The sequence below is a fragment of the uncultured Thioclava sp. genome, from assembly GCF_913064665.1.
Classification (GTDB): Bacteria; Pseudomonadota; Alphaproteobacteria; order Rhodobacterales; family Rhodobacteraceae; genus Thioclava; species Thioclava arctica.
Genome location: NZ_CAJYBT010000024.1, coordinates 16,768 through 40,848, shown reverse-complemented (window position 1 = coordinate 40,848; position 24,081 = coordinate 16,768). Strand labels below are relative to the sequence as shown.

Annotated in this window: 23 protein-coding genes; 9 read left to right on the top strand and 14 right to left on the bottom strand. The window is 60.0% G+C overall.

Annotation, left to right across the window (positions count from 1 at the left end; all coding sequences use genetic code 11):
- Positions 1-68 precede the first annotated feature (68 nt).
- The 4 genes from QZ571_RS11455 to QZ571_RS11440 all read right to left on the bottom strand — a co-directional run bounded on the left by QZ571_RS11455 (position 69) and on the right by QZ571_RS11440 (position 4,355).
- Positions 69-1,079, bottom strand: a complete 1,011-nt coding sequence (locus QZ571_RS11455) for an ABC transporter substrate-binding protein (protein ID WP_295534713.1) — start codon at positions 1,077-1,079, stop codon at positions 69-71.
- 385 nt (positions 1,080-1,464) lie between these two features.
- A complete protein-coding gene (gene argE / locus QZ571_RS11450) occupies positions 1,465-2,616 on the bottom strand; it encodes an acetylornithine deacetylase (protein ID WP_295534711.1) in 1,152 nt (383 codons plus the stop codon).
- 4 nt (positions 2,617-2,620) lie between these two features.
- Positions 2,621-3,805: a M24 family metallopeptidase gene (locus tag QZ571_RS11445; protein ID WP_295534709.1), complete on the bottom strand. Its 1,185-nt coding sequence runs from the start codon at positions 3,803-3,805 to the stop codon at positions 2,621-2,623.
- A 70-nt stretch (positions 3,806-3,875) separates the two neighbouring features.
- Positions 3,876-4,355, bottom strand: a complete 480-nt coding sequence (locus QZ571_RS11440; RefSeq protein ID WP_295534706.1) for a MarR family transcriptional regulator — start codon at positions 4,353-4,355, stop codon at positions 3,876-3,878.
- Positions 4,356-4,607: 252 nt separating this feature from the next.
- Between QZ571_RS11440 and ectA the strand changes: the two genes are divergently transcribed.
- From ectA to QZ571_RS11405, 7 genes are all read left to right on the top strand, one after another.
- Positions 4,608-5,138 carry a diaminobutyrate acetyltransferase gene (gene ectA, locus QZ571_RS11435; protein WP_295534703.1) on the top strand — a complete coding sequence of 177 codons (531 nt, stop codon included), beginning with the start codon at positions 4,608-4,610 and terminating at the stop codon, positions 5,136-5,138.
- 47 nt (positions 5,139-5,185) lie between these two features.
- Complete coding sequence (gene ectB, locus QZ571_RS11430; protein ID WP_295534701.1) at positions 5,186-6,469, top strand: diaminobutyrate--2-oxoglutarate transaminase; 1,284 nt, start codon at positions 5,186-5,188, stop codon at positions 6,467-6,469.
- 39 nt (positions 6,470-6,508) lie between these two features.
- A complete protein-coding gene (locus tag QZ571_RS11425) occupies positions 6,509-6,910 on the top strand; it encodes an ectoine synthase (RefSeq protein ID WP_295534699.1) in 402 nt (133 codons plus the stop codon).
- Between the two features lie 8 nt (positions 6,911-6,918).
- A complete protein-coding gene (locus QZ571_RS11420; protein ID WP_295534697.1) occupies positions 6,919-8,349 on the top strand; it encodes an aspartate kinase in 1,431 nt (476 codons plus the stop codon).
- A 180-nt stretch (positions 8,350-8,529) separates the two neighbouring features.
- Positions 8,530-9,945, top strand: coding sequence for a cytochrome ubiquinol oxidase subunit I (locus QZ571_RS11415; protein ID WP_295534695.1), 1,416 nt, complete (start codon positions 8,530-8,532; stop codon positions 9,943-9,945).
- Positions 9,942-10,955 (top strand): cytochrome d ubiquinol oxidase subunit II, encoded by a 1,014-nt coding sequence (cydB, locus tag QZ571_RS11410; RefSeq protein ID WP_295534692.1) that lies wholly within the window; start codon positions 9,942-9,944, stop codon positions 10,953-10,955. The genes QZ571_RS11415 and cydB overlap by 4 nt, the downstream gene beginning before the upstream one ends.
- A gap of 129 nt (positions 10,956-11,084) precedes the next feature.
- A complete protein-coding gene (locus QZ571_RS11405; protein ID WP_295534689.1) occupies positions 11,085-13,364 on the top strand; it encodes an FdhF/YdeP family oxidoreductase in 2,280 nt (759 codons plus the stop codon).
- Here QZ571_RS11405 and QZ571_RS11400 read toward each other — a convergent pair.
- Together QZ571_RS11400 and QZ571_RS11395 are read right to left on the bottom strand one after the other, a co-directional pair.
- A complete protein-coding gene (locus tag QZ571_RS11400; protein WP_295534686.1) occupies positions 13,361-14,539 on the bottom strand; it encodes an MFS transporter in 1,179 nt (392 codons plus the stop codon). The two genes, QZ571_RS11405 and QZ571_RS11400, sit on opposite strands and share 4 nt — an antisense overlap.
- A gap of 81 nt (positions 14,540-14,620) precedes the next feature.
- Positions 14,621-15,439, bottom strand: a complete 819-nt coding sequence (locus QZ571_RS11395; RefSeq protein ID WP_295534684.1) for a sulfotransferase family protein — start codon at positions 15,437-15,439, stop codon at positions 14,621-14,623.
- A gap of 148 nt (positions 15,440-15,587) precedes the next feature.
- Between QZ571_RS11395 and QZ571_RS11390 the strand changes: the two genes are divergently transcribed.
- On the top strand, positions 15,588-17,162 hold the full coding sequence (locus tag QZ571_RS11390; RefSeq protein ID WP_295534682.1) for a DUF5928 domain-containing protein: 1,575 nt from the start codon (positions 15,588-15,590) through the stop codon (positions 17,160-17,162).
- A gap of 11 nt (positions 17,163-17,173) precedes the next feature.
- The gene (locus tag QZ571_RS11385) at positions 17,174-17,554 is read left to right on the top strand and encodes an HIT domain-containing protein (protein ID WP_295534679.1); all 381 of its coding nucleotides are present in this window, start codon (positions 17,174-17,176) and stop codon (positions 17,552-17,554) included.
- Here the strand turns inward: QZ571_RS11385 and QZ571_RS11380 are convergent, their stop codons facing one another.
- From QZ571_RS11380 to QZ571_RS11345, 8 genes are all read right to left on the bottom strand, one after another.
- Positions 17,555-17,995: a molybdenum cofactor biosynthesis protein MoaE gene (locus QZ571_RS11380; RefSeq protein WP_295534676.1), complete on the bottom strand. Its 441-nt coding sequence runs from the start codon at positions 17,993-17,995 to the stop codon at positions 17,555-17,557.
- A 1-nt stretch (position 17,996) separates the two neighbouring features.
- Positions 17,997-18,245 (bottom strand): molybdopterin converting factor subunit 1, encoded by a 249-nt coding sequence (gene moaD / locus QZ571_RS11375; RefSeq protein WP_295534673.1) that lies wholly within the window; start codon positions 18,243-18,245, stop codon positions 17,997-17,999.
- On the bottom strand, positions 18,238-18,867 hold the full coding sequence (gene pgsA / locus QZ571_RS11370; RefSeq protein WP_295534670.1) for a CDP-diacylglycerol--glycerol-3-phosphate 3-phosphatidyltransferase: 630 nt from the start codon (positions 18,865-18,867) through the stop codon (positions 18,238-18,240). The genes moaD and pgsA overlap by 8 nt, the downstream gene beginning before the upstream one ends.
- Before the next feature lie 45 nt (positions 18,868-18,912).
- Positions 18,913-19,986, bottom strand: a complete 1,074-nt coding sequence (locus tag QZ571_RS11365) for a lysine-2,3-aminomutase-like protein (protein WP_295534668.1) — start codon at positions 19,984-19,986, stop codon at positions 18,913-18,915.
- Between the two features lie 4 nt (positions 19,987-19,990).
- Positions 19,991-21,832 carry an excinuclease ABC subunit UvrC gene (uvrC, locus tag QZ571_RS11360; RefSeq protein ID WP_295534741.1) on the bottom strand — a complete coding sequence of 614 codons (1,842 nt, stop codon included), beginning with the start codon at positions 21,830-21,832 and terminating at the stop codon, positions 19,991-19,993.
- A 364-nt stretch (positions 21,833-22,196) separates the two neighbouring features.
- Entirely contained in the window at positions 22,197-22,973 is a 777-nt protein-coding gene (locus QZ571_RS11355; RefSeq protein ID WP_295534665.1) for an SDR family oxidoreductase, read from the bottom strand.
- Positions 22,970-23,926: a calcium/sodium antiporter gene (locus QZ571_RS11350; RefSeq protein WP_295534662.1), complete on the bottom strand. Its 957-nt coding sequence runs from the start codon at positions 23,924-23,926 to the stop codon at positions 22,970-22,972. The genes QZ571_RS11355 and QZ571_RS11350 overlap by 4 nt, the downstream gene beginning before the upstream one ends.
- Positions 23,923-24,081 (bottom strand): hypothetical protein, encoded by a 159-nt coding sequence (locus QZ571_RS11345; protein WP_295534744.1) that lies wholly within the window; start codon positions 24,079-24,081, stop codon positions 23,923-23,925. The genes QZ571_RS11350 and QZ571_RS11345 overlap by 4 nt, the downstream gene beginning before the upstream one ends.

Sequence of the window (24,081 nt, the reverse complement as noted above, 5' to 3'; positions counted from 1 at the left end):
ACATGCTTGTTCAAAGAAAGGGCGCGCGCGAGAAGCCCCCGCGCGCGCCGCAAATGTTCAGGTCGCGCTCAGAGCGCACCCTCGACCTTTTGGGCCACTTCCGGAGAGACCCATGCCTTCCAGACATCCGGGAACGTCTTGAGGAAGTAATAAGCCGTATCTTCGTTCGTGCCTTGGTTGTCGGTCTGCCAAGCAAGGAACTTGCCGACCGTATCGTTCGACCATTCACGCTTCTTGAGATAGTTCATCGCAATCGCGTTTTTCTCAGAGAATTCCTTGGTCACGACGGTGAAGACGTCCGACACCGGATAGGCATTTGGCACCGGGTCCGGGCAATCGGCTTGCGATGTGCATTTGTCCCAGTTTTCCTTGTCGTTGGGCACGCCGGCATCCAGCTTGACCATCTCATATTTGCCCAAGATCGCGGTCGGGGCCCAGTAATAGCCCAGCCACCCCTGCTTGCGCTCATAGGCATTCGCGATTGAGCCATCCAGACCAGCAGCTGACCCGGTATCAACCAGGTTAAAGCCCTTCTTCTCGGCGTCATAGGCGCGATACAGGTTTGACGTCGAGATCTGGCAGTTCCAGCCCGCCGGGCAGTTATAGACGCCGCCTTTTGAGGGATCCTCGGGATCGGGGAACAGCTCCGGGTGCTTCAGCGCATCATCAACCGTCTTGATTTCGGGGTGCTCTTCTTGGATATATTTCGGAATCCACCAGCCCTCGACGCCGCCATCCTTGAGGATCTTTGCGGTGGTCACCATGCGATCTTCGCTGACCGCTTTGTCGAGCGCAATCTTGACCGCGTTCACCCAAAGCTCGGGGGCGATATCGGGCTGACCTTTTTCATTCATCGAGGTGAAGGTGGGCATCGTGTCGCCGGTCACCAGCGTCACATCGCAGCCATATCCGTTTTCGAGAATGATCTTGTCGACCCAAGCCGCGACGCCTGCCGAAGCCCAGTTCATCTCGGCTTCGGTGACTTTTCCGCATTCACCATCGGCGGCAAAAACAGCAGGTGCGGCAAGCACGCTTAGCGGCAGTGCCAGAAACAGACTGGCGATTGTGGATTTCTTCATGCGTATACTCCTGTGGCGGCAGCATTTATGGGATTTGGGCCGCGCGGGCTGCCACCGCGGGGTCGGCCATCGGGCCTCGTTCATCGACGAGGCCGGTGTCGGCTGGTTCTTGCCTATGATGGGGCAAACTCTTGGATTGTCAAAATCCGACATGCTCATGTCGTAAATGGCCTGTCGTCTGGGCGCAACCTTTTCAGGCCGTGTACGCTGCGAGAACAGGGTGTTCCCGTCCAAAAATGTGCTGCAAACCCCCAAAGGAGGTGCTTCGCGCGTCGCAGATGTGATCTGGGGTGGGATCAGTTCCCCCCGGCGCGGTGTGCAAATCGCGGGACTTGAAGGGGACGCGAGGCGCGAAAGGCGGCTCGTTCCATGGGGGATGGCGAGGTTAGCGCGCCTCTCCCAGCCGCTCCAGCATGTTCAAGCATTGCGACAGTTGATCAAGGGAAACGAACTCATCGGCCTTATGCGCCTGCTCGATCGAGCCCGGCCCGCAAATCACCGCATCCATTCCGATCGCTTGAAAGAGCCCGGCCTCGGTGTTGAAGGCCACGCAGCCTGCGTGATTTTGCCCGGTCAGCGCAAAGACCAGATCGCGCGCGCTATTTTCATCCATCGGCTCAAGGCCCACAACCTCACCGACAATCTCGGTCGCGATGCCTGCCTCGGGCGCGATTGCGCGCATCTCGGGTAGCAAAGTGTCGCTGACAAAGGCCGCGATCTCGTCTTTGACAAAGCGCATATCGGCGGCGTTGATCGGGCGCATCTCCCAGTTCAGCTCGGCGCGGGGGGCGATCACGTTATGCGAAACCCCGCCCCGCAGCGCGCCGACATTCAGCGTCGTTTGCGGCGGATCAAAGCGCGAGCCGGGTGGACAGCGTGCCACCAGCGCGGCGCGCAGTTCAAACAGCCGATTGATGTAGCGCACGGCATATTCAACGGCATTCACGCCCTTGTCGGGGGCAGAGCTATGACCGGGCCGCCCCTCAAAATGCACGGTATATTCGCAACATCCCTTGTTGCCATCATAGACCTGCATCGAGGTCGGCTCTCCGATGATGCAAAGGCGGGGTTTATACGGGCGCTCTGCCAGCAGCTTGACCAGCGATTGCGCGCCCAGACAGCCTACCTCTTCGTCATGGGTGAAGGCGAAATGGATCGGGCGGGTCTTGGCGGCCTCGCGCAGGGTATCGAGACTGCTCAAACAGGCGGCGATAAAGCCTTTCATGTCGCAGGTCCCACGCCCGTAAAGCCGCCCGTCACGTTCGGCCATCACAAACGGGTCGCTTGTCCAATCCTGATCGGTGACGGGCACCACATCGCTATGCCCCGACAGCACCAAGCCGCCCTCACGCGCGCCCCCGAACGTCGCAAACAGATTGGCCTTTTGCCCGCTTACATCCGGCATCACCTCGACTTCGGCTCCGGCCTGCTCAAGCCGATCTGCGATGTAGTGGATGATCGCCAGATTGCTTTGCGACGAAACGCTGGGAAACCCGATCAGATCGCCCAGAATCGCGCGGGTGGTGTCGATCCCCATCGCCTCAATCCTTGATGAACAGCTTGCGCGGGATCTGGCTCAGCGTTTCTGCCGCGCCCGAGTCGCGGATCAGGATCGTCTCGGTGGTCTCCATCCCCCAATCGTCCATCCAAAGCCCGGGCATGAAGTGAAAGGTCATACCGGGTTCCAGAACGGTCTCGTCGGTGTCGCGGATCGACACGGTATGTTCCCCCCAATCGGGCGGGTAGGAACAGCCCACCGCATAACCTGCGCGGTTGGGCCGCTCGATTCCGACTTTGAGCAGTTCGGTATTGAGCGCGCGCGCAATGTCGCACGCCCGATTGCCAGCACGTGCCACCTCGATCCCAGCATTCAGCCCCTCGGTTAACGCCTGCGAGGCATCCACCATATGTTGTGGCGGCTTGCCTAGAAACACCGTGCGGCACAGCGGGGCGTGATAGCGGCGATAACAGCCCGATTGCTCAATAAAGGTCGCCTCGCCCGACTTCAGCGCCTCGCCATTCCAAGTCAAATGCGGGGCAGAGGCATCCGCGCCCGACGGCAGCAGCGGCACGATAGCGGGGTAGTCGCCCCAGCTATCCTCCTCGCCCTGCACGGCGGTGCGATACAATTCGCCCACCAGATCATGCTTGCGCATCCCCGGCTCGATCAAATCCATCGCGCGGGCGATCACCAATTCGGAAATCCGCGCCGCGCGGCGCATGAAATTCAGCTCGTCCTCGGATTTGATCAATCGCCGCCAGTTCACAAGCGCGCTTGCATCGATCATCTCGGCATCGGGCAGGCCCTCCACCAGAACCGCATGGGCCTTGGCGGTGTAGAAATAGGTCTCCATCTCGACGCCGATCCGCCCATGTCCATAGCCCATGATGCGCAGGCGCGAAGCGAGGTCTTCCATCGGGTGGGCGACCTCGGATTGCACCATGATGTCATTGTAATGAAGGATGTTTTCCTCCTCCATCCAGACCGTGCGGCGCGCGCCATTGGCATCCATGAAACGGCCCCACCAGAAGGGCGCACCTTCCAGCGGCAGGATCACGCCCTGATGGGTGTAAAACGACCAGCCGTCATAGCCCGTCAGCCAGAATTGGTTCGAGGGGTTGGTGACGAACAGCACCTCGATCCCGCGCTCGGCCATCGACTGGCGCACAAGCCGGATGCGGCGGTCATATTCGGACTGGCTGAAGGGGGCTTTGGAAAGCGGCATGGATGGCTCCGATCCTGGGTCGGGTCAGAGTGGCCGGGGCCTGCGCCAGTTGCAAGGGGGGAGGTCTAGCTTAGATCGGCCGACCCGAAATGTCGCCCCAATCCAGCACCGGCGAGGCGTCAATCTCATGGGCATCCAGCATCGCCGCGACCCGTTCGAGCGAGGCGATCAGTTGCGCCTGTTCCCAGTCCTCCAGCGCCTCAAAACGGCGCACGAAAATCTGCTGCAGCGCGTCGGGTGCATCCTCCATCGCGGCGCGCCCCTGCGGGGTGATCACAATATCGGTCTGACGGCGATCGCGCTGCGAGCGTTGCCGCGTCACCATTTCTTTGCGCGCTAGTTTGTCGAGCAGCGCGGTCATCGTGGCTTGGCTGACGCTCATCCGGGTTGCGATGGCCTTGGGCGTCGATGACCCGTTTTCCGCCACCACTTGAAGCACACGAAACTGCGCAGGCGTCAGGCCGGCTGCCTTCGCAAGATCGCGGCCAAACATCTCGGTCGCGCGCAGAATGCGGCGCAGCGCAATCAGGCTGGTATCAACGCGGTCCATGAGATGGCGGGCCTCTTTGTCATCAAGATGGCCCAATATCGCAGAGAGCGCCGAGGCGTTCAATTGCTTTGTTTTCCTAAGCTTACTCGTTTGCTCAAAGCTGTTTTGGTTTGTCATATGAATGGTATCTAAGGCGGATATCTCTTTATTTAAAGGGCTAAGAGGAACTTCTCTAAGCTTTTGTAGTTAGCTTATTGAAATTTCGGGCTCGATGGGTTACTTAGTCATCCGAAGCAAAAAAGGACAGGAAGCATGCCGCAAATCGAGTCGATCAAGTCAAAGCCTGCTCTGGTGTTCCGCAAGCCCGATGCCAAGGATGGCAGCGAGATTTGGAAGCTGATCCAGCGTTGCAAGCCGCTTGATGAAAACTCGATGTATTGCAACCTGCTGCAATGCGACCACTTCCGCGACACCTGTGTGATGGTCGAGCGTGACGGTCAGTTGCTGGGCTGGATCTCGGGCTATATCGCGCCCTCGGATCCGCAAAGCTTCTTCGTCTGGCAGGTTGCCGTGGCACCCGAGGCGCGGGGGCTGGGTCTTGGCAAGCGGATGCTGCGCCACCTGATCGACCGCGACGAGGCTGCCGATTGCACACGGCTTCAAACCACGATCACGCAGTCCAACGCGGCAAGCTGGGGGCTGTTTCGGTCTTTCGCGCGCTCGATTGGCGGTGAGTTGACCGACGAGGCGCATTTCCATGAAGACGACCATTTCGATGGTCACGCCGCGACCGAGCACATGGTCACGATCACATTCCCGCAAGAGGCCCGCGCCGCCGCCTGATCCGGCCGCGCCGCCCTTTCATATCAATAAAATAGACGGAGCCACCCATGACCTCCCCCAATGACAAGACGATCTTCACCCAGCGCGAATCCAATGCCCGCTCTTATTGCCGTGGCTTCGATACCGTGTTCACCTGCGCTCAAGGCTCGGAACTGACCGATGCCGAGGGCAACACCTATATCGATTTTCTCGCAGGCTGTTCCTCGCTCAATTACGGGCATAACGACCCGGATATGAAAGAGGCGCTGATCAACCATCTGTTGGAAAACAAGATGGGCCACGCGCTTGATCTGCATACCGACAGCAAGGCCGATTTCCTGACCGCGTTCACCGATCACATCCTTGCTCCGCGCGGGATGGATCACAAAGTGATGTTCGTCGGCCCGACCGGCGCGAATGCCGTGGAAGCAGCGATGAAGATCGCGCGCAAGGCCACCGGGCGCACCAACATCATCGCCTTCACCAACGGCTTTCACGGTGTGACGATGGGCGCGCTGGCGGCGACCGGCAACGGCTATCACCGGGGCGGTGCGGGGATGGAGACGCAGGGCGTGACGCGTCTGCCCTATGACGATTATGCGGATGGCGTGGATTCGGTCGCGCTGCTCGATCAGATGCTTTCGGACGCCTCGGGCGGTGTGGATGCCCCTGCCGCGATCATGCTGGAAACCGTGCAAGGTGAGGGCGGTCTTAATGCCGCCAGCCCCGAATTCATTCAGGGCGTCGAAAAGGTCGCGCGCAAACATGGCGCGCTGTTCATCATCGACGATATTCAGGCGGGCTGCGGGCGCACTGGCACCTTCTTCTCGTTCGAGGAGATGGGCGTGATGCCCGATCTGGTGACGCAAGCGAAGTCGATCTCGGGCTTTGGTCTGCCGATGGCGCTGGTGCTTGTACGTCCCGATTACGACGTGTTTGGCCCGGCTGAACATAACGGCACCTTCCGCGGCAACACCCATGCCTTCGTGACCGCGACTGTCGCAATCCAGAAATTCTGGGCCGATGATACCTTCCAGCGCGAACTCGCCGTGAAATCGGACGTGCTGCGCGAGGGGCTCGCTGCGGTTGCCGATCTGGTTCCCAATGCGTTCCTCAAGGGGCGCGGGTTGATGCAAGGTGTTGATGTCGGCACGGGTGAATTGGCTTCGGAAATTTGCGGGCTGTGCTTTGAAAAGGGCCTCGTGATCGAGACCTCGGGCAATGAGGATCAGGTGATCAAGGTGCTTGCGCCGCTGACCACGCCGATGGAAACTTTCCGCACGGGCCTGTCGATCCTGCGTGAGGCGACCAGCGAAGTGATGGCCTCGGGCACCAAGATCGCCGCAGAATAAGCGCCTCACTGCTCAACTACACAGATACGGAGACACGATATGATCGTTCGCGACTTCAACGAACTCAAAACGACCGACCGCGCCGTGGCGGATGCCGATTGGACCAGCGTGCGGATGCTGCTGGCCGATGACAAGATGGGCTTTTCGTTCCACATCACCACGCTCAAGGCCGGCTCGGATCACACTTTCCACTACAAGCACCACTTTGAGAGCGTCTATTGCATCTCGGGCAATGGCCACATCACCGAGCTGGACAATGGCACCCGCCACGAGATCAAGCCCGGCGTGATGTATGCGCTGAACCTGCATGACCATCACCGCCTTGTTGCAGGGGACGAAGACCTTGTGATGGCGTGCTGCTTTAACCCACCCGTCACCGGCACCGAGGTGCATCGCGAAGATGGATCTTACGCCCCGGCTGAAGATCTGGAGAAAGCGTGAGGGTAAATATGACCCAGCAATCCCACACTGTCGAAAAGATCGGCGGCACCTCGATGAGCCGTGTCGATGAGCTGCGCAAGACGCTGTTCATTGGCGATCGCGCGGGGGCCGATCTTTACAACCGGATTTTCGTGGTTTCGGCCTTTGGTGGCATCACCAACCTGTTGCTGGAGCATAAGAAAACCGGTGATTCCGGGGTCTATGCGCAGTTTGCCAAGGCCGATAGCGATCATGGCTGGCATGAGGCGCTGAACCGAGTGTCGAGCGCGATGATCGCGGCGCATGAGGCTGTGCTCGAACATCCCGGCGATATCTCGCAGGCCAGCGAATTTGTGCGCGAACGCATCGAGGGCGCGCGTAACTGCCTGATCGATTTGCAGCGGCTGTGTTCTTACGGGCATTTCCGGCTGTCCCAACATATGCTGCAGATCCGCGAATTGCTGTCGGGTCTGGGCGAGGCGCATTCCGCCTATGTCACCACGCTTTTGCTGCAACGCGCAGGTGTGAATGCACGGCTGGTCGATCTGTCGGGCTGGCGCGACGAGACCGATCACGATCTGGATTCGCGCATCTTGAACGCGATGAAAGACGTCGATCCGGCCACCGAGATGCCGATCGTGACGGGCTATGCGCAATGCTCCGAGGGGCTGATGCGCGAGTTTGATCGCGGCTATTCCGAGGTGACGTTCTCGCGGCTTGCAGCGCTGACGGGCGCGCGCGAGGCGATCATTCACAAGGAATTCCACCTGTCTTCGGCCGATCCCAAGCTGGTGGGCGCGGATCGGGTGCGCAAGCTCGGCCACACGAATTACGACGTGGCCGATCAGCTCTCGAATATGGGGATGGAGGCGATCCACCCGAAAGCCGCCAAGACCCTGCGTCAGGCCGATGTGCCCTTGCGCGTGACCAACGCGTTTGAGCCGGGCGATCCGGGCACGCTGATTGATGACAAGCCCGCTGACACGCCCGCAGTCGAGATCGTGACGGGCCTTGAGATCATCGCGCTGGAGGTGTTCGAACAGGATATGGTCGGCGTCAAAGGCTATGACGCGGCGATCCTTGAATCCCTGACGCGCCATGACGTGCGCATCGTGTCCAAGGCGTCGAATGCCAACACGATCACCCATTATGTCGATGCCCCGATTGAGGTGCTGCAACGCGTCGAAAAGGACCTGACCAAGCGGTATCCTTCGGCGCAAGTGTCAGCGCGGATGCTGGCGATGGCCTCGATCATCGGGCGCGACCTCAAAGGGTTGTCGACGCTGACGCGCGGTTTGCAGGCGATTGGCGATGCGGGGCTGGAAAGCCTTGGCGCGACGCAGGGGCCGCGCAATGTCGATGTGCAATTCGTGCTGGAACGTGACGATCTGGTGCCGGTGATCAAGGCGCTGCACGAGGCGTTCATCCCCGCCAAAGTCAGTCTCAAACAAGTGGCCTGAGCCGCGCTATTGCGCTGCGTTATTCGGCAAGCCTTAAGGCCCGTGCGCTTAGCGTGCGGGCCTGTTTCATTGGGTCTGCGACAGCCTGCCGCAGCGTGCTATAGTGAACCGAGCCCAAGCGCTTTTCGTAATCTTTGAGAACGCACACGCGTCTTTTCCTTAAACCGAAAGCGGTCCGTCATGATACTTTCCGACATACCGACACTCGATCTGGCACGGGCGCAATTCGCCTTTGTCGTGTCGGCGCATATCATCTTTCCAGCCTTTTCCATCGGCACAGCAAGCTTTCTCGCCGTGCTGGAAACACTGCGCCTGATCACTGGGCGCGATGTGTTTTTGCGCATCTTTGAGTTTTGGAAACACATCTTTGCGGTGGTGTTCGGGATGGGCGTCGTGTCTGGCGTGGTCATGTCCTATCAATTCGGGCTGAACTGGGCGGCGTTTTCGGACAAGGCGGGCCCTGTTGTTGGCCCCTTGATGGGCTACGAGGTCATGACCGCCTTCTTTCTTGAGGCGGGGTTCCTTGGCATTTTGCTGTTCGGGCGTGATCGGGTCGCACCGGCGATCTACTATTTCGCGGTGTTGATGGTCGCGGTGGGCACGCTGATTTCGGCCTTCTGGATTTTGTCGGTCAATAGCTGGATGCAGACGCCGACGGGCTTTGCGATGAACGATGCGGGGCAGTTCATCCCCAAGGATTGGTGGCAGATCCTGTTCAACCCCTCGCTGCCCTATCGCTTTGTGCATATGGTGCTGGCCGCCTATCTGACGACCGCGCTTGTCGTTGCGGGGGTCGGGGCGTGGCATCACCTCAAAGGCAGCGCGGATGACGCCATTCGGGTGATGTTTCGCATGGCCGTGGGCATGGTGCTGGTCACCGCGCCGCTGCAAATTCTGGCTGGCGATATGCACGGGCTGAATACGCTGGAACATCAGCCAGCGAAGATCGCCGCCATGGAAGGCCATTGGAAGACTGAGAAAGGCGCGGGGCTGATCTTGTTTGGCATTCCAAACCAAGCCAAGGAACGCACCGATTACAAAATCGAAATCCCCTATGCATCGTCGCTGATCCTGACCCATTCGTTGAATGGCGAAGTGCCCGGCCTTGCCGATTTCCCCGTCGATGAGCGCCCGCCCATGTCCATCGTGTTCTGGACGTTCCGGATCATGGTCGCGTTGGGGTTTGCCTTTGCGGGGCTTGGGCTGTGGGGCGGCTGGCTGATGTGGCGCAAACGCCTGCATGAGCCGGGCTGGTTCCACCGAGCGGCCTTGCTGATCTCGCCCGGCGGGTTCGCGGCGATCATCATGGGGTGGTTCACGACGGAATTTGGTCGCCAGCCCTTTACGATTTACGGCCATCTCACTACGGCGGAGTCTGTTTCAAACCTTAGCCACACAGCCGCGCTGGTCGCGTTGATCGGCTTCGTGGTGGTCTATGCCTTCTTGTTTGGCTCGGGCACGTTTTACCTGCTGCGACTGATGCGGCGGGGGCCTGCAGAGGCAGAACCCGTCGAGAATACGCCCCAACGTGCCGGGGGTCTGGCGTCGGTCATGCTGGACACGGTCACCACCGAGAAAGAGGAGGCGCACGCATGAGCGGCTTTGAACATTACCTTCCCGATATCTGGGCGGCGATCATCGCCTTTGCGGTGCTGACCTATGTCGTGCTGGATGGGTTCGATCTGGGGATCGGTATCTTGTTTCCGTTCCTTGGCAGCGATGAAAACCGCACCCGGGCGATGAATTCGATTGCGCCGGTCTGGGACGGAAATGAGACATGGCTGGTGATGGGCGGCGGCGGTTTGCTGGCGGTGTTTCCGCTGGCCTACGGGGTAATCCTGAACGCGCTTTATGTGCCGTTGATTATCATGCTGCTGGCGCTGGCCTTTCGGGGCGTCGCGTTTGAGTTTCGCGGCAAGACCCGGCGCTGGAAACCGCTTTGGGACAAGGCGTTTTTCGGTGGCTCGCTGATCGCCACGCTGGCGCAGGGCGCGGTGCTGGGCGGGCTGCTGCAAGGCCCCGCCGTCACCGGGCGCAGCTTTAGTGGCGGGCCGATGGATTGGCTCAGTTGGTTCAGCCTTGGCACGGCGCTGGCGCTGGTGGCGGGCTATGTAATGCTTGGGGCGGCGTGGATCGTGCTCAAGACATCCAAGGACCTCTACGACCGTGCCCGTCGAATCGGAGAGCGCGCGTTGATCGTGACGCTGGGCTTTATCGGGCTGGCGTCACTGGCAACGCCGTTTCTCAACCCGGATTATTTCCAGCGCTGGTTTGCATGGCCGGGGGTTCTGCTAAGCGCACTGGTCCCGATTTTGCTGCTGGGGGCGGGGATTGGCTATTGGCGCGCCATTCGCAGTGATCGCGGGCTAATCGCCTATCTGTCAGGGATCGCGATATTCGTGCTTAGTTTTGCGGGGCTCGGCCTGTCGATCTTTCCCTATATCGTGCCGATGTCGATCACCATCCGCGAGGCTGCCTCTGGGACCTCCTCATTGATGTTCACCTTCGTAGGGGCGGCGATTTTCCTGCCGATCATTCTTGCCTATACCGCCTATGCCTATTGGGTGTTCCGCGGCAAAACATCCGAGCATGAGCATCACTACTAAGTGACTAAGGGAACCGGGGCAGGCAATGCTGCGTTCGCCCGTCATGACATTTTGAGCAACATACGCGCCCCGACCGCTCCTCCTCCCAGCGGCTGGGGCGTGCTTTTTGCGGACCCCAAGGAGGCCTCCATGACCAAGATTGATGACCTGCCAGAAGAGAGCGGCCCCTCGGGAGGCTGGGGATCGCTCAAGGGGATCAGTCAGGTTTTTGGCGAGTCCTGGCCCACGGCGGATGTGTTGCGCGAGTTGAAGCGCCAAAATAAGCCGGGTGGCTATATGTGCGCCTCTTGTGCCTTCCCGAAACCCGCGAATTACCACCCATTTGAATTTTGCGAAAACGGCGCGAAAGCGACCCTTTGGGAAATGACGCGGGCGCGAAATACGCCGGAATTCTGGGAAGATCACACGGTCGCGGATCTGCGCGATTGGTCGGATCATGAGTTGGAAAAGACCGGGCGGCTGACCGCGCCGCTGCGCTATGACGCCACGATTGACCGTTATGTCGAGGTCAGTTGGGACGAGGCACTTTCCGAAATCGGTGCGATCCTCAAGACGCTGCCCAAGCAGGAGGTCGTGTTCTATTCCTCGGGCCATGCGGGGCTTGAGGCAAGCTATCTTTGGGCGCTGATGGCGCGCGCCTATGGCAATAACAACCTGCCGCAAAGTTCGAATATGTGTCACGAAACGACCTCGGTAGGGATGAAAAAGGTCATCGGCTCGTCGGTTGGTACGGTGCTGTGGGAAGACCTTGCGGCAACCGATTGCTACTTTTTCTTCGGGCAGAACCCGGGCACCAATTCGCCCCGCTTCCTGCATCCGCTTAAAGAGGCCAAGGATCGCGGCGCAAAGATTGTCACCTTCAACCCGGTGCGTGAACAAGGTCTTGTCAGTTTCATCGATCCGCAAAACCTGCAGGATATGGTGACCGGCCATGAGACGAAAATCTCGGATCAATATCATCAGCTCAAGGCCGGGTCGGATATCGCGGCGCTGACGGGGCTGTGCAAAGCGGTGATCGAGGCCGATGACAAGGCACAGGATCAGGGCCGCGCGCCAGTGATCGATTGGGATTTCCTGCGCGAGCATTGTCATGACCACGAGGGCTTCATCGCCTTTTGTCGCACGACCGAATGGGACGCGATCTGCGGGGAATGCGGTTTGTCCGAGGCCGAGTTGCGCCAAGCCGCTGAGATCTACATCAAGGCCGAGCGCGTGATCGGCGTCTATGGCATGGGGCTGACCCAGCACGCACATGGCGCGACGAATATCGGGATGCTGGTCAATTTCCTCGCGCTGCGGGGCAATATCGGGCGCTTGGGTGCGGGCTGTTGTCCGGTGCGTGGTCACTCCAACGTGCAGGGCCAGCGCACGGTTGGGATCGCGGAAAAGACCGCGCTGATCCCGATGGACAAGCTGCGCGACCTGTTCGATTTCGATCCCCCGACCGAGGACGGGATGCATATCGTCACCGTCGCGCAGGCGATGATGGAGGGCAAGGTCTCGGCCACGCTCTGCCTTGGTGGCAATCTTGTGCGCGCGCTGCCCGACACCGCGCGCGTCGAGACCGCATGGCCAAGTCAAAAGCTGACGGTGATGATTTCGACCAAGCTCAACCGCTCGCATCTTTATCCGGGGCAGGCGGCGTTCATTCTGCCTTGTCTCAGCCGCTCTGAGATCGATGAGCAGGAGACGGGCAATCAATATGTGAGCGTTGAGGATAGTTTCTCGATGATCCACGGATCGCTTGGCAAAAGCACGCCCGCCTCGGATTTGCTGAAATCCGAACTCGCGATCACCTGTGGCATTGCAAAAGCGGCCACCACGCCAAACCCCAAGTTGAAATGGGATGAATGGGTCAAGGATTACGCTGTCGTGCGGGATCTGATCGAGGCCACCTATCCGGAAGACTTCCGAGATTTCAACGCCCGCATGAACGAGCCGGGCGGGTTTTGGCGCGGAAACCCGGCGCATGAACGGGTCTGGAAAACCGAAAGCGGCAAGCTGGAATTCACCACGCCGGACAAGTTGAACGCGCTGGGGTTTGAGCACGCACCGGGGCGGTTCGTGATGATCACGATGCGCTCAAACGATCAGTTCAACACCACGGTTTATGGCTATTCTGATCGCTTCCGTGGGATTGAAGGCACCCGCGATGTCTTGTTGATGAACAAGCTCGACATGGCCGATCTGGGGCTTGAACATGGTGATCCGGTGGTGGTGCGCGGCGATATGGGCGATGGGGTCGCGCGACAGCTTACTGGGCTCAAAGTGGTGCGTTTTGAGCTGCCGCGTGGCACGGTGGGGGGCTATTACCCCGAATGCAACGTGCTGGTGCCGGTGGGGCTGCACGATCAACTGTCCAAGACGCCGGGGTCCAAAGGGGTGCCGGTTCGGATCGAAAAGGCTTAGAACGCGAGGCGCTTTGGGCGGCGCGATTGCAGGAAGGCCAGGCCGAGACAGGCCATGCCCGCCACTGCCAGCGCCGCTCCGACATAACCGGTGGCCTGCCAGCCGTAGCCAGCGCTGAGCGCAAGCCCGGCGAAGAACGGCCCAAGCGCATTGGCAAAGTTGAACGCGGCATGATTAAGCGCGGCGGCCAGAGTCTGGGCGTCGCCCGCGACCTCCATCAGGCGCATCTGCATCGGAATGACCATGCCAGCGGTGAGCCCAAGCGCCACCATCGCAAGCGCCATCGCCTGCCAATGACCAATGGTGAGGGTGTACAGCAGCGGCACCACAATCATCCCGCACAGCAAGATCAGCGCCGCGCCGAAATGCGACCAGTTTGACAGCTTGCCTGCGATCATGTTGCCAAAGGTGCCCCCGATTCCAAAGGCCGACAGCGCAATCGGGATCGTCCATTCCGGCCCCGCATGGGTCGCGATCATTGCGGCTGACAGGTAGGAATAGACCGCAAACACACCGCCAAACCCGATTGCTCCGACCGAAAGTGTCAGCCAGACCGCAGGATTTGTCAGCGCGCCCAACTCTCGCAGCGGGCTTGCATTGGGATCAGGCGGCACGGCGGGTGCGGTGCGCGCGATCATCGCCGATGAGGCGGCGCAGATCAGGGCCACAATCACAAAGCCCCAGCGCCAGCCGAAATATTGCCCAATCGCCCCCGCGAGTGGCACGCCGATGATATTGGCGATCGTTAGCCCAGTAATGACCCAGGCAATCGCCTGTGCACGCTTGCCCTTGGGCATCAAATCGGCGGCAAACAGCATCGCCATGCCGAAATACGCACCGTGGGGCAGGCCGGAAAAGAACCGCGCGATGGTAAAGCTGGTCATGTTGGGCGCAGCGCCTGCAATCAGATTGGCCAGCGCGTAAAACGTCATCAGCCCGATCAGAAAACCCTTGCGCGGCAGCCGTGCTCCAGCCACCGCCAACAGCGGCGCGCCAATCACCACACCCAGCGCGTAGGCCGAGATCGCATGCCCTGCGCGCGCCTCGGTGATGCCGAAATCGGAGGCGTAAAAGGGCAGCAGCCCCATTGAGGCGAACTCGATCACGCCGATACCAAAGGTGCCAAGGGCCAGCGAAAAAATCGCGGCCCGCGCGTCGCGGGGGCTGAGCGTCATGGGGGAGGGCTCCGCAGTCAGAAGGGAAAGACCCGCCCTACGTAGAGCCGCCCCGTGCCGGGGCAAGCGCCAAGACGCAGATCAGTCGCTTAGCTTGGCGTGAACTTCATCAAGATCGACTTCACCGATCGGCATCTTGTTGTCGGGATCGTCGAAGTCGTATTGGAACAGCTGGAAATCTTTCTTGTAGATTTCCCAGATCAAATGGCGCGACAGATCATCGAAATAATCGCTGACCTTATGGGCGCGCTTGGGGCCGTGCCCCTCTGATTCATTGAATCGAGGCACTTTTTTCAGATCAATTTCGACCGGCGTTTCGATATCATCCAGCACGCTTTGCATGCCTTCATCGAATTTTTCGGTGAAAAAGATGTTGTTGTAACGCCCGCCATTGACGATGAAGGTCGAGATGTGGCCCGACATCGCCGACCAGTGAATGTCGGGCTCCATCGGGCGGCGCCAGCGGATGGTGTCGCGCGCAAATAGCAGGAAACGGCGGAACGAGGCGACCTGGTCAAAGTCGAACTCATCCTCGGGCGAGCCCACATCGATCCCGTAATTCTGCACCAGCTTGGGCACCAGATTGCCGCGATAGCGTTTGCCGTTGCGCTGAATGCCCGCGATCTTGTCAAAGAACGAGGACAGGATGCGCGCATAGGGGTTACGCACGCAGGTGAAGGCATAGCTTTTATGCGCCTGCACATTCGACGTGATCGGCTTCTGGCTTTCTTCCTGAGACCACTTATGCAGCCCCTCGGTCGAGTCGTGGATATCGCCGTCAAAAAAGCGTCCGTGATCGGTGTAGAACATGATCTGCCCAATGGATGAGCATGCGCATTTGGGCACCACGCGGTACACCATGCTTTCGCTTTCTGTCATCCAAGTTCCCGGAAATCCCATTCACAATCCTCCGAACGCGCCTGCTGGGGGTGTGTTAGCATTGACGCAACAAATATGCCTTACAGAGCAAAGAAACACTGTCTTTTCAACGTCAATTGACGCTAACAAGGCAGATAGTGACCGAAACAATTACGGCGTCGTTTCCCGCATGGCTCGAATCGCCTTCATTTTGCTGACCCATAAGGACCCCGAAGGCATTATTGCGCAAGCCGAGCGGTTGACGGCGGCGGGTGATTTCGTGTCGATCCACTTTGACGCCAGCGCCGACCCGGCTGATTTTCGTAAGCTGCATGCGGCTCTTGACCCCAATCCCAACGTCACATTTGCGCGCAAACGGCAGAAATGTGGGTGGGGCGAGTGGAGCCTTGTGGCCGCCACTTTGGAGGCGGTGAAAGCCGCCGTGGAGGATTTCCCGCGCGCCACCCATTTCTACATGCTCTCGGGCGATTGCATGCAGATCAAGACGGCAAAATATGCCCATGATTTTCTGGATGCCGAAGAGGCGGATTACATCGAGAGCTTTGATTTCTTCACCTCGGGTTGGATCAAGACCGGGATGAAGGAAGACCGGCTGATCTACCGCCATATGTTCAATGAGCGAACGCAACCCAAGCGGTTCTATGCCAGCTATAATCTGCAAAAGCGATTTGGCCTGACGCGCGAGGTGCCTGCCGATATTCAGATGATGATCGGCTCGCAATGGTGGTGTTTGCGTCGGCGTACGATCGAATGGGTGCTGGATTTCGCACGCACCCGCCCCGATGTGATGCGGTTTTTCCGCACCAGCTGGATTCCCGATGAAACGTTTTTTCAAACCATCGTGCGCCATGTCGTTCCCGAATCCGAGATCCGCGACCGCACATTGACGTTCCTGATGTTCACCGATTACGGGCTGCCAGCGTATTTCTACAATGATCACTATGACTTGCTGCTCAGTCAGGACTATCTGTTTGCGCGCAAAATCAGTCCCGAGGCGACAGATCTCAAGGCCCGTCTCGGGGCTCTGTGGACGCAAGCAGAGACCGAATTCGCGATCTCGAATGAAGGGCGCGCGCTGCACAGGTTTCTGACCGGGCGCGGGCGTGTCGGGCGGCGGTTCGCCCCGCGTTTCTGGGAGGCGGAATCGACGCTTGGGCGCGAACGCACGCTGATCATTGTGATGTGCAAGAAATGGCATGTCGCCAAGCGTCTCGTGGCCGAGCTGCGCCGTCGGCACGAAGTCACGGCGATGGAATATGTCTTTGATGAGATGGGCGATTTGCCCGATCTTGGAGGCATCGAAAAGACCAAAGAGAAACGCAATCGCCATCGCCGTGCGTTGATGCGGATGTTGTTTGAACATGCGGGCACCGACCGGATGCTGATTTGCCTCGATCCGGCCGCTTTCGATGTGATCCGCGATTTCGCGGCCGACAAATGCGAAACCCGCTTGCTTGAGATCGAATGCTCGTTCAGCGACGACTATCTTGCGGGCCATGCGCGCCGCGTCGGCTTGGCCGGAGAGACGACGCCGCCTCAGGTTCTGGCGCAGGTGTTGCCTACGATCCGCGCTGATATGGTGTTCGAACGCGAACGGTTGCGCGACGCCGATTTCGAGCATTTCGCATTGATGCGCGAGGGTGGCTCGCTTGAGGACAATGCCCGCGCATTGGCTCAGACGCTCGACATCCCGACCGAGCTGGCGCAAGAGTTGGCGCAGCTTGACTATCTGTTCAAAGACTGAGGAGCGGCGCGATGAGTTACGCGTATGACGACCAGAATATCTTCGCCAAAATCTTACGGGGCGAGATTCCCAACAACACCGTGCTTGAGACCGAACACACGTTGGCCTTTCGCGATATCGCGCCCAAAGCGCCCGATCATGTGTTGGTGATCCCGAAGGGGCCCTATGTGACCTTCGATCATTTCTGCAATACCGCGAGCGAGGCCGAGATCGTCGATTTCACCCGCGCCGCAGGTCAGATCTGCAAAATGATCGGTGCCGAGCCGGGGGCCGGGGGCGAGGGATTTCGCGTGATCTCCAATGCGGGCGAAGATGGTGTGCAGGAAGTGCCCCATTACCACCTGCATATTCTGGCCGGTCGTCCATTGGGGCCAATGTTGCTGATGCGCTGATCACCAGCGCTTCAACGCATCCTCATCCGCGTCTTTCGCCGCCACCCAAGATGTGCCGTCGCGCCCATGCTCTTTCTTCCAGAAAGGGGCGCGCGATTTCAGGTAATCCATCAGAAACTCGGCCGACTCGAAGGCCGCAGCGCGATGGCGTGCGGCGGTGGCGACCATCATGATCTGCTCGCCAATCCCCAGCCGCCCGTGGCGGTGGATCACGATCACATCCGCCAGATCCCAGCGGGTCACGGCCTGATCGACGATCTGGGCAATCGCGCGCTGCGTCATGCCGGGGTAATGTTCCAGCTCCAGCGCCTCCATAGCGCCGCTGTCATCGCGCACAACGCCGGTAAAGCTGACCACTGCGCCCACATCAGATCGGCCTACGCCAAAGCCTGCCAGCTCTGCGCCCAGATCAAAGGGGGCGCTTTGAACCGCGACCTTCACCTCAACCCCCGGTCATGGGCGGGAAAAAGGCTACCTCGCGCACGCCCTCAAGGCTTGCATCAAAGTCCGACAGGTCTTGATCAAGCGCCACCCGCAGCGCGCTCAGATCGCCAAAAGCCGCCTCATAACGCGGTTCGCGCGCGCGCAGTTCTGCAACCAGATCGTTGACAGTAGCGGCCTGTGTCTCGAGCTGTTCGCGCGGCAGGCCGATGCGTTCGCGCACCCACGCGAAATACAGCACATCAATCATCGTCTGAATCCTTGAGATAGGGCAGCGCCTTGCGGAAATAATCCCAGCCCGTGATCGCGGTCAAAATCGCCGCAATCCAGATCAGCGCAAGCCCGATATGGGTTGCGATATCGGCCAGACTGGCCCCCATCGGAATGTCACCTTCGCCCGCGCGCGGTGCACGCCCCTGTTCCAGATAGGCCAGCCCGGTGCCCAGAAACAGCACCGCGATTGCCACCATCTGCGCGGTGGTTTTCCACTTGGCCAGCTTGGTTACGCGCAATCGACCCGAATCTGCGCCCAGAAACTCGCGCAGTCCCGAAACGAACACCTCGCGAAACAAAATCACCGTGGCGGGCAAGATCAGCCATGGGTTCATGCCCGAATAGCCCGTCAGCACCACCAAGGCGATCACCACCATCACCTTGTCGGCAATCGGGTCCAGCATCGCGCCAAACTTGCTTTCCTGCTTCCATAGTCGCGCCAGATAGCCGTCAAACCAATCGGTGACCGCAGCCCCAACGAACAGCGCCAGCGCAAACCAATCCGCCCAAGGGCGATGGAAATACAAGAACATGACAGCCACACCCGGGGCCGCCAGAAGTCTGAGCACAGTCAGAATATTAGGGATGTTCCATTTCATGTCAGGCAACCTAGCGGGGCGGCGGGCAAAGCGGAAGAGGGCGCGTCACCGCGTCTCAGGGCTGGGTAGCGGGTCTGCGTAATCATGCACCCGGCCAAGGCGGTCTGTGATGCGCCAGTGACCGGGCGCAGGACCGGGGGCAACGTGATCGGCATTGATCGCCACTTTGCCATGCCCGCCGGGGATGTCGAGCACATATGTCGGCACCATTGTCCCGGAAACGCGTCGGCGCAGCTCGGCCATCAGCGTGCGGCCCGCCGCGAGTGTCGTGCGGAAATGCGACGTGCCCCGCGCCAGATCGCAGTGATGCAGATAATAGGGTTTGACGCGCAGCGCGGTCAGCGCGCGCATCAACGCCTCAAGGCTGTCGACATCGTCATTCACGCCTGCCAACAACACGGTTTGCGACAGTAACGGGATGCCGTGATCCACCAGTCGCGTGATTGCGGCGCGGGCCGTTGGGGTCAGTTCTTGGGCATGGTTGGTGTGCAGCACGATCCAAACAGTCGGACGCCCGGCGCGCAAGGCGTGGCACAGCGCGGGCGTGATGCGTTCGGGCGCAACGACGGGCACGCGGGTGTGCAGCCGGATCTGATCGACATGTGCAATTGCACCCAGCCGTGTCAGAACCTCGGCCAGCCGGCGCTGCGACAGTGTCAGCGGATCGCCCCCCGTCAAGATCACCTCGCGCACTACCGGGGTCGCGGCGATATATGTCAGCGCCGCGTCTAGTTGATCCTGCGGCAAGGGCCCGGTCTCGCCCACCGTCTCGCGGCGAAAACAAAAGCGGCAGTAAACGTCGCAAGTTTTGGTGATGTGCAAGATCACCCTGTCGGGGTAGCGATGCGTCAACCCGGGCACCGGGGAGTGCGCGTCATCGCCAATCGGATCGGCCAGTTCCTCGGGGCGGGTCACCAATTCGGCGGCGCTGGGCACGAATTGCGCTGCCACCGGGTCGGCGGGTGTTGCGATGGCCGCGCGCATCTCGGGTGTGAGGCGGATGCGGAACGCCTGCGCTACGGCCTGCAAATCGGGACGTGCTTCGGGCGAGGTCAGCCCCTCGGTTTCAAGCTCGTCAAGGCGCGAAAGGGCACGCGGGCGTGGGCTGTGATCGGTCATTGTCTCAGCCCTTTTCGTTGAAGAAATTATGGATCGTTTCGGCCATCGCCTCGGAAATTCCCTCGACCTCCATCAGATCAATCGGCGCCGCCCGGCTAACCGCCTTGGCCGATCCGAAATGCTGCAGCAGCGCGCGTTTGCGCGCCGTGCCGATGCCGGGAATTTCATCCAGCGGATTGGCCATCGTCGCCTTGGCGCGTTTCGCGCGATGCGTGCCAATCGCCCAGCGGTGCGCCTCGTCGCGCAGACGTTGGATGTAATACAAAACCGGGCTTTGACGCGGCAGTGCAAAGGGGCGCTGGCCGATGCGGTGGAATTCTTCCTTGCCGTGATCGCGGTCGATCCCCTTGGCAACGCCCACCATCGCGATATCGGTCACGCCCATCTCCACCATGATCTCATGCACCGCCGAGACCTGCCCCGCACCGCCATCAATCAGCAACAGCTCGGGCCATGCATCGGATTTGCGCTCGGGGTCCTCTTTGAGAAGCCGCGAGAAACGCCGTGTCAGCACCTCTTTCATCATGCCGAAGTCATCGCCCGGCGTGATCTCGGTGCCCTTGATGTTGAACTTGCGATACTGGCTTTTGATGAAGCCTTCAGGACCGGCCACAATCATGCCGCCCACCGCATGCGCGCCCTGAATATGCGAGTTGTCATAGACCTCGATACGCGCGGGCGGGGCGGGGAGGGCAAAGGCCTCGGCCACGCCGGCCAGCAGTTTCGCCTGCGCCGCAGATTCCGACATCTTTCGGCCCAGACTTTCGCGGGCATTGCGCGCGGCGTTTTCCACCAGCTCGGCCTTTTCGCCCCGCTGCGGCACGGCGATCTCGACGCGGCGCTCGGCGCGCTCGGACAGGAACTCGGCCAGCAGCTCTTCATCCTCGACCGGGTGCGACAGCAACAGCAGGGCCGGCGGCGGGCGGTGGGTGTAAAACTGCGCGATAAAGGCCTGCAGGATTTCCGGGGCCTCGGCGCCCGACCCGGTGCGCGGGTAGAAATCGTGATTGCCCCAGCTTTGATTGGCGCGGATGAAAAACACCTGCACACAGGCCTGCCCGCCCTCACTATGTAGCGCAATCACATCGGCCTCGGGCACGGTGCGCGGGTTGATCCCCTGACTTTGCTGCACATTGGTCAGCGCCTTAATCCGGTCGCGCAGTGCGGCGGCGCGCTCGAACTCCATCTCCTCGGAGGCGGTTTGCATCTGGGCCGCCAATTCGCGTTGGATCGTGGTTGAGCGTCCCTCAAGAAAGCGCTTCGCATCGGCCACCAGATCTGCGTAATCGGCCTCGGAGATTTTGCCCACGCAGGGGCCCGAGCAGCGCTTGATCTGGTATTGTAGACAGGGCCGCGTGCGGCTTTCAAACATCGAATCTGAACAGTTGCGCAGCAAAAACACCCGCTCCAGATGGTTGAGCGTGCGGTTCACCGCGCTGGCACTCGCGAAGGGGCCAAAGTAATGGCCCTTCTCCTTGCGCGCACCACGATGTTTTTTGATCATCGGATAGGGGTGATCCGTCGCGATCAGGATATTGGGAAAGCTTTTGTCATCGCGCGCCAGCACGTTGTAGCGCGGCTTGAGCTGCTTGATGAGGTTCTGCTCAAGCAGCAGCGCCTCGGTTTCGGTGCGCGTCGTAAGAAACATCATCGATGCGGTTTCGCGGATCATCCGCGCGATCCGCGCGCTATGTCCCGAGGGGCGCGCATAGTTCGACACCCGCGCCTTCAGATTGCGCGCCTTGCCAACATACAAGACCTCACCCTTGGCGTTGAGCATGCGATACACACCGGGCGAGCCATCCAGCCGCTTGAGGTAATCCGCGATCAGCGCATGCCCCGTCATCCCATGCGCGGGACGGGTCGCGGCGGGTGGCTGAGTGCTCTCGGGGTCGTGGTTCGTCTCGGTCATATCGCGGTCTTGATTCTCTGCTGTGGCTGCAACCTTACGCCAATCGGTTCAAGTGGAAATATGTCCACCAATTCTGTGGATAACACTGTTGGCAAATTCCCAAGATCATGGAATTCCCCTTGGAACCTTGATCAAAAGCTGGTTTGCCCAAAAAATGGGCACATAGATAAGCGGTTGAAAAGAAATAGAAACTTTTTCAACATCGCCCAAGCTATTGAAAAATTTAAGACTTTTGTAACAGATACGTAAAGGCCGCAGTGAAAGTGCACAACTTGTCGCTGAGACTCTAGAAAGCATCTTACTCGGGGCCCAGAACATCAGGTGTTTTCCAGCCCAGATGCTGCCCGCCATCCACGCATAACAACTGACCCGTCACTGCGGGCGCATCCAAAAAATAGCCCAAAGCGGCACAGATTTCATCGGGGTTTGCGCCCCGCTGCAGGATCGTGGCTGCGCGTTGCTTGGTGAAATGCTCAGTAGATTGGCGGGCGCCTTGCAGGGTCGGGCCGGGGCCGATCGCATTGACGCGAATATCGGGTGCCAACGCTTGCGCCCCAGTCTGGGTCAGCGTCCACAGCCCCATTTTGGCCAGCGTATAGGTCATGAATTCGGGCGTGAGTTTGCGCACCCGCTGATCGAGCATATTGAGCACCATCGCGCGCGCGCGCGGCTCGCCTTCGACCGTTTCGGCCTTGGGGGCCTGCGCGGCGAAATGTTGCATCAGCACGAAAGGCGCGCGCAGATTGGACTCAAAGTGACGATCCCAGCTTTCGCGGCTTGCGGATTTCAGCGTGTCATATTCAAAGATCGAGGCATTGTTGATGAGCACATCAAGCGGCCCATCCAGTGCTTGCGCCGCGCGTGCGACCAGATCGGCGGTTGCGCCCTCATCCAGCAGATCGGCCTGCAAAATTTCGGCCCGCACACCCCTGGCGCGCGCCTCGGCGGCAGTGGCCTCGGCCTCCGCTGCTGAGCCGTGATAATGGATCACCACGTCAACGCCGCGCCCCGCCAGATACAGCGCCATCGCGCGGCCCAGCCGCTTTGCCCCGCCTGTGATCAAAGCCCGCTTCATACCCGACCTCCAAGCAATAGCGCGACGATATAGACCAGATAGGCGAGCGTAAATGCCACGCCAACCCAGCGCCCGATCTTACGGTTACCAAAGATGAAGGGGGCCAGCACGACCGAGGCGCCCAACATCACCCACAAGTCGAAATGCAGCATTTGGGCGGGTACCGGGATTTTGCCAAACATTCCTGCTACACCGATAATGCACAGCAAATTGAAGATGTTAGAGCCGACGACATTGCCCAGCGCCACATCAGAGCGCCCTTTGATAGCGGCTGTGACCGACGTCGCCAATTCCGGCAAGGACGTGCCCAGCGCCACCAGTGTCAGGCCGATGACCGCATCCGAAACCCCCATTGCCGAGGCGATATTGCTGGCACCCTCCACCAGCAGATCTGCGCCAATCGGCAGCCCGACAAGCCCGGCCAGCAACAGCAGCGAAATCCGCCAGCCCGGTGTGTGAGGGTCGACCGAAGCGATCTCATCATCGGGCTCGCGATTGGCGCGGTGGGCCAAGGCCTCGCGGATTTGGCGAAACAGGATCACGCCCAAGCCCGAAAGCAGCACCAGCGCGTGCGGCCATCCAATCGGGCCAAGATAGGCCACGATGATGAACAGCACGGTCGCCCCGATCATTAGAACAAAGCTTTCGCGCATGTCCTGCTCGTCGGTGCGAATGGCCGAGATGATGGCCGGCAAGCCCAGAACCAACAAGATATTGGCAATGTTCGAACCCACGACATTGCCCAGTGCCAGCGTGGGCGCGTGATCCAGCACGGCGGCGACCGACACCATCAGCTCGGGGGCCGAGGTGCCAAAGGCCACAACAGTCAGACCCACGATCAGCGCCGGAATGCCGAAACGCAGCGACAGCGCCACTGCGCCTTTGACAAGCAGGTCTCCGGCCAGAACCAGAAAAACCAGCCCGACCGCGATATACCCAACATCCCAGATCATCCACGCCGCCCTTTTTTGCACGGGCAGGGGGCACGGCCAATCTTGGGGCGGCCGCATTCCGGGCAGCGCCCAGACAGCTTGCTGCCTTTGGTGCCCGGAATGCGCAGCTTGCCAAACATTGCCATCACCGCCATCACGACGAGAAACAGGGTCAT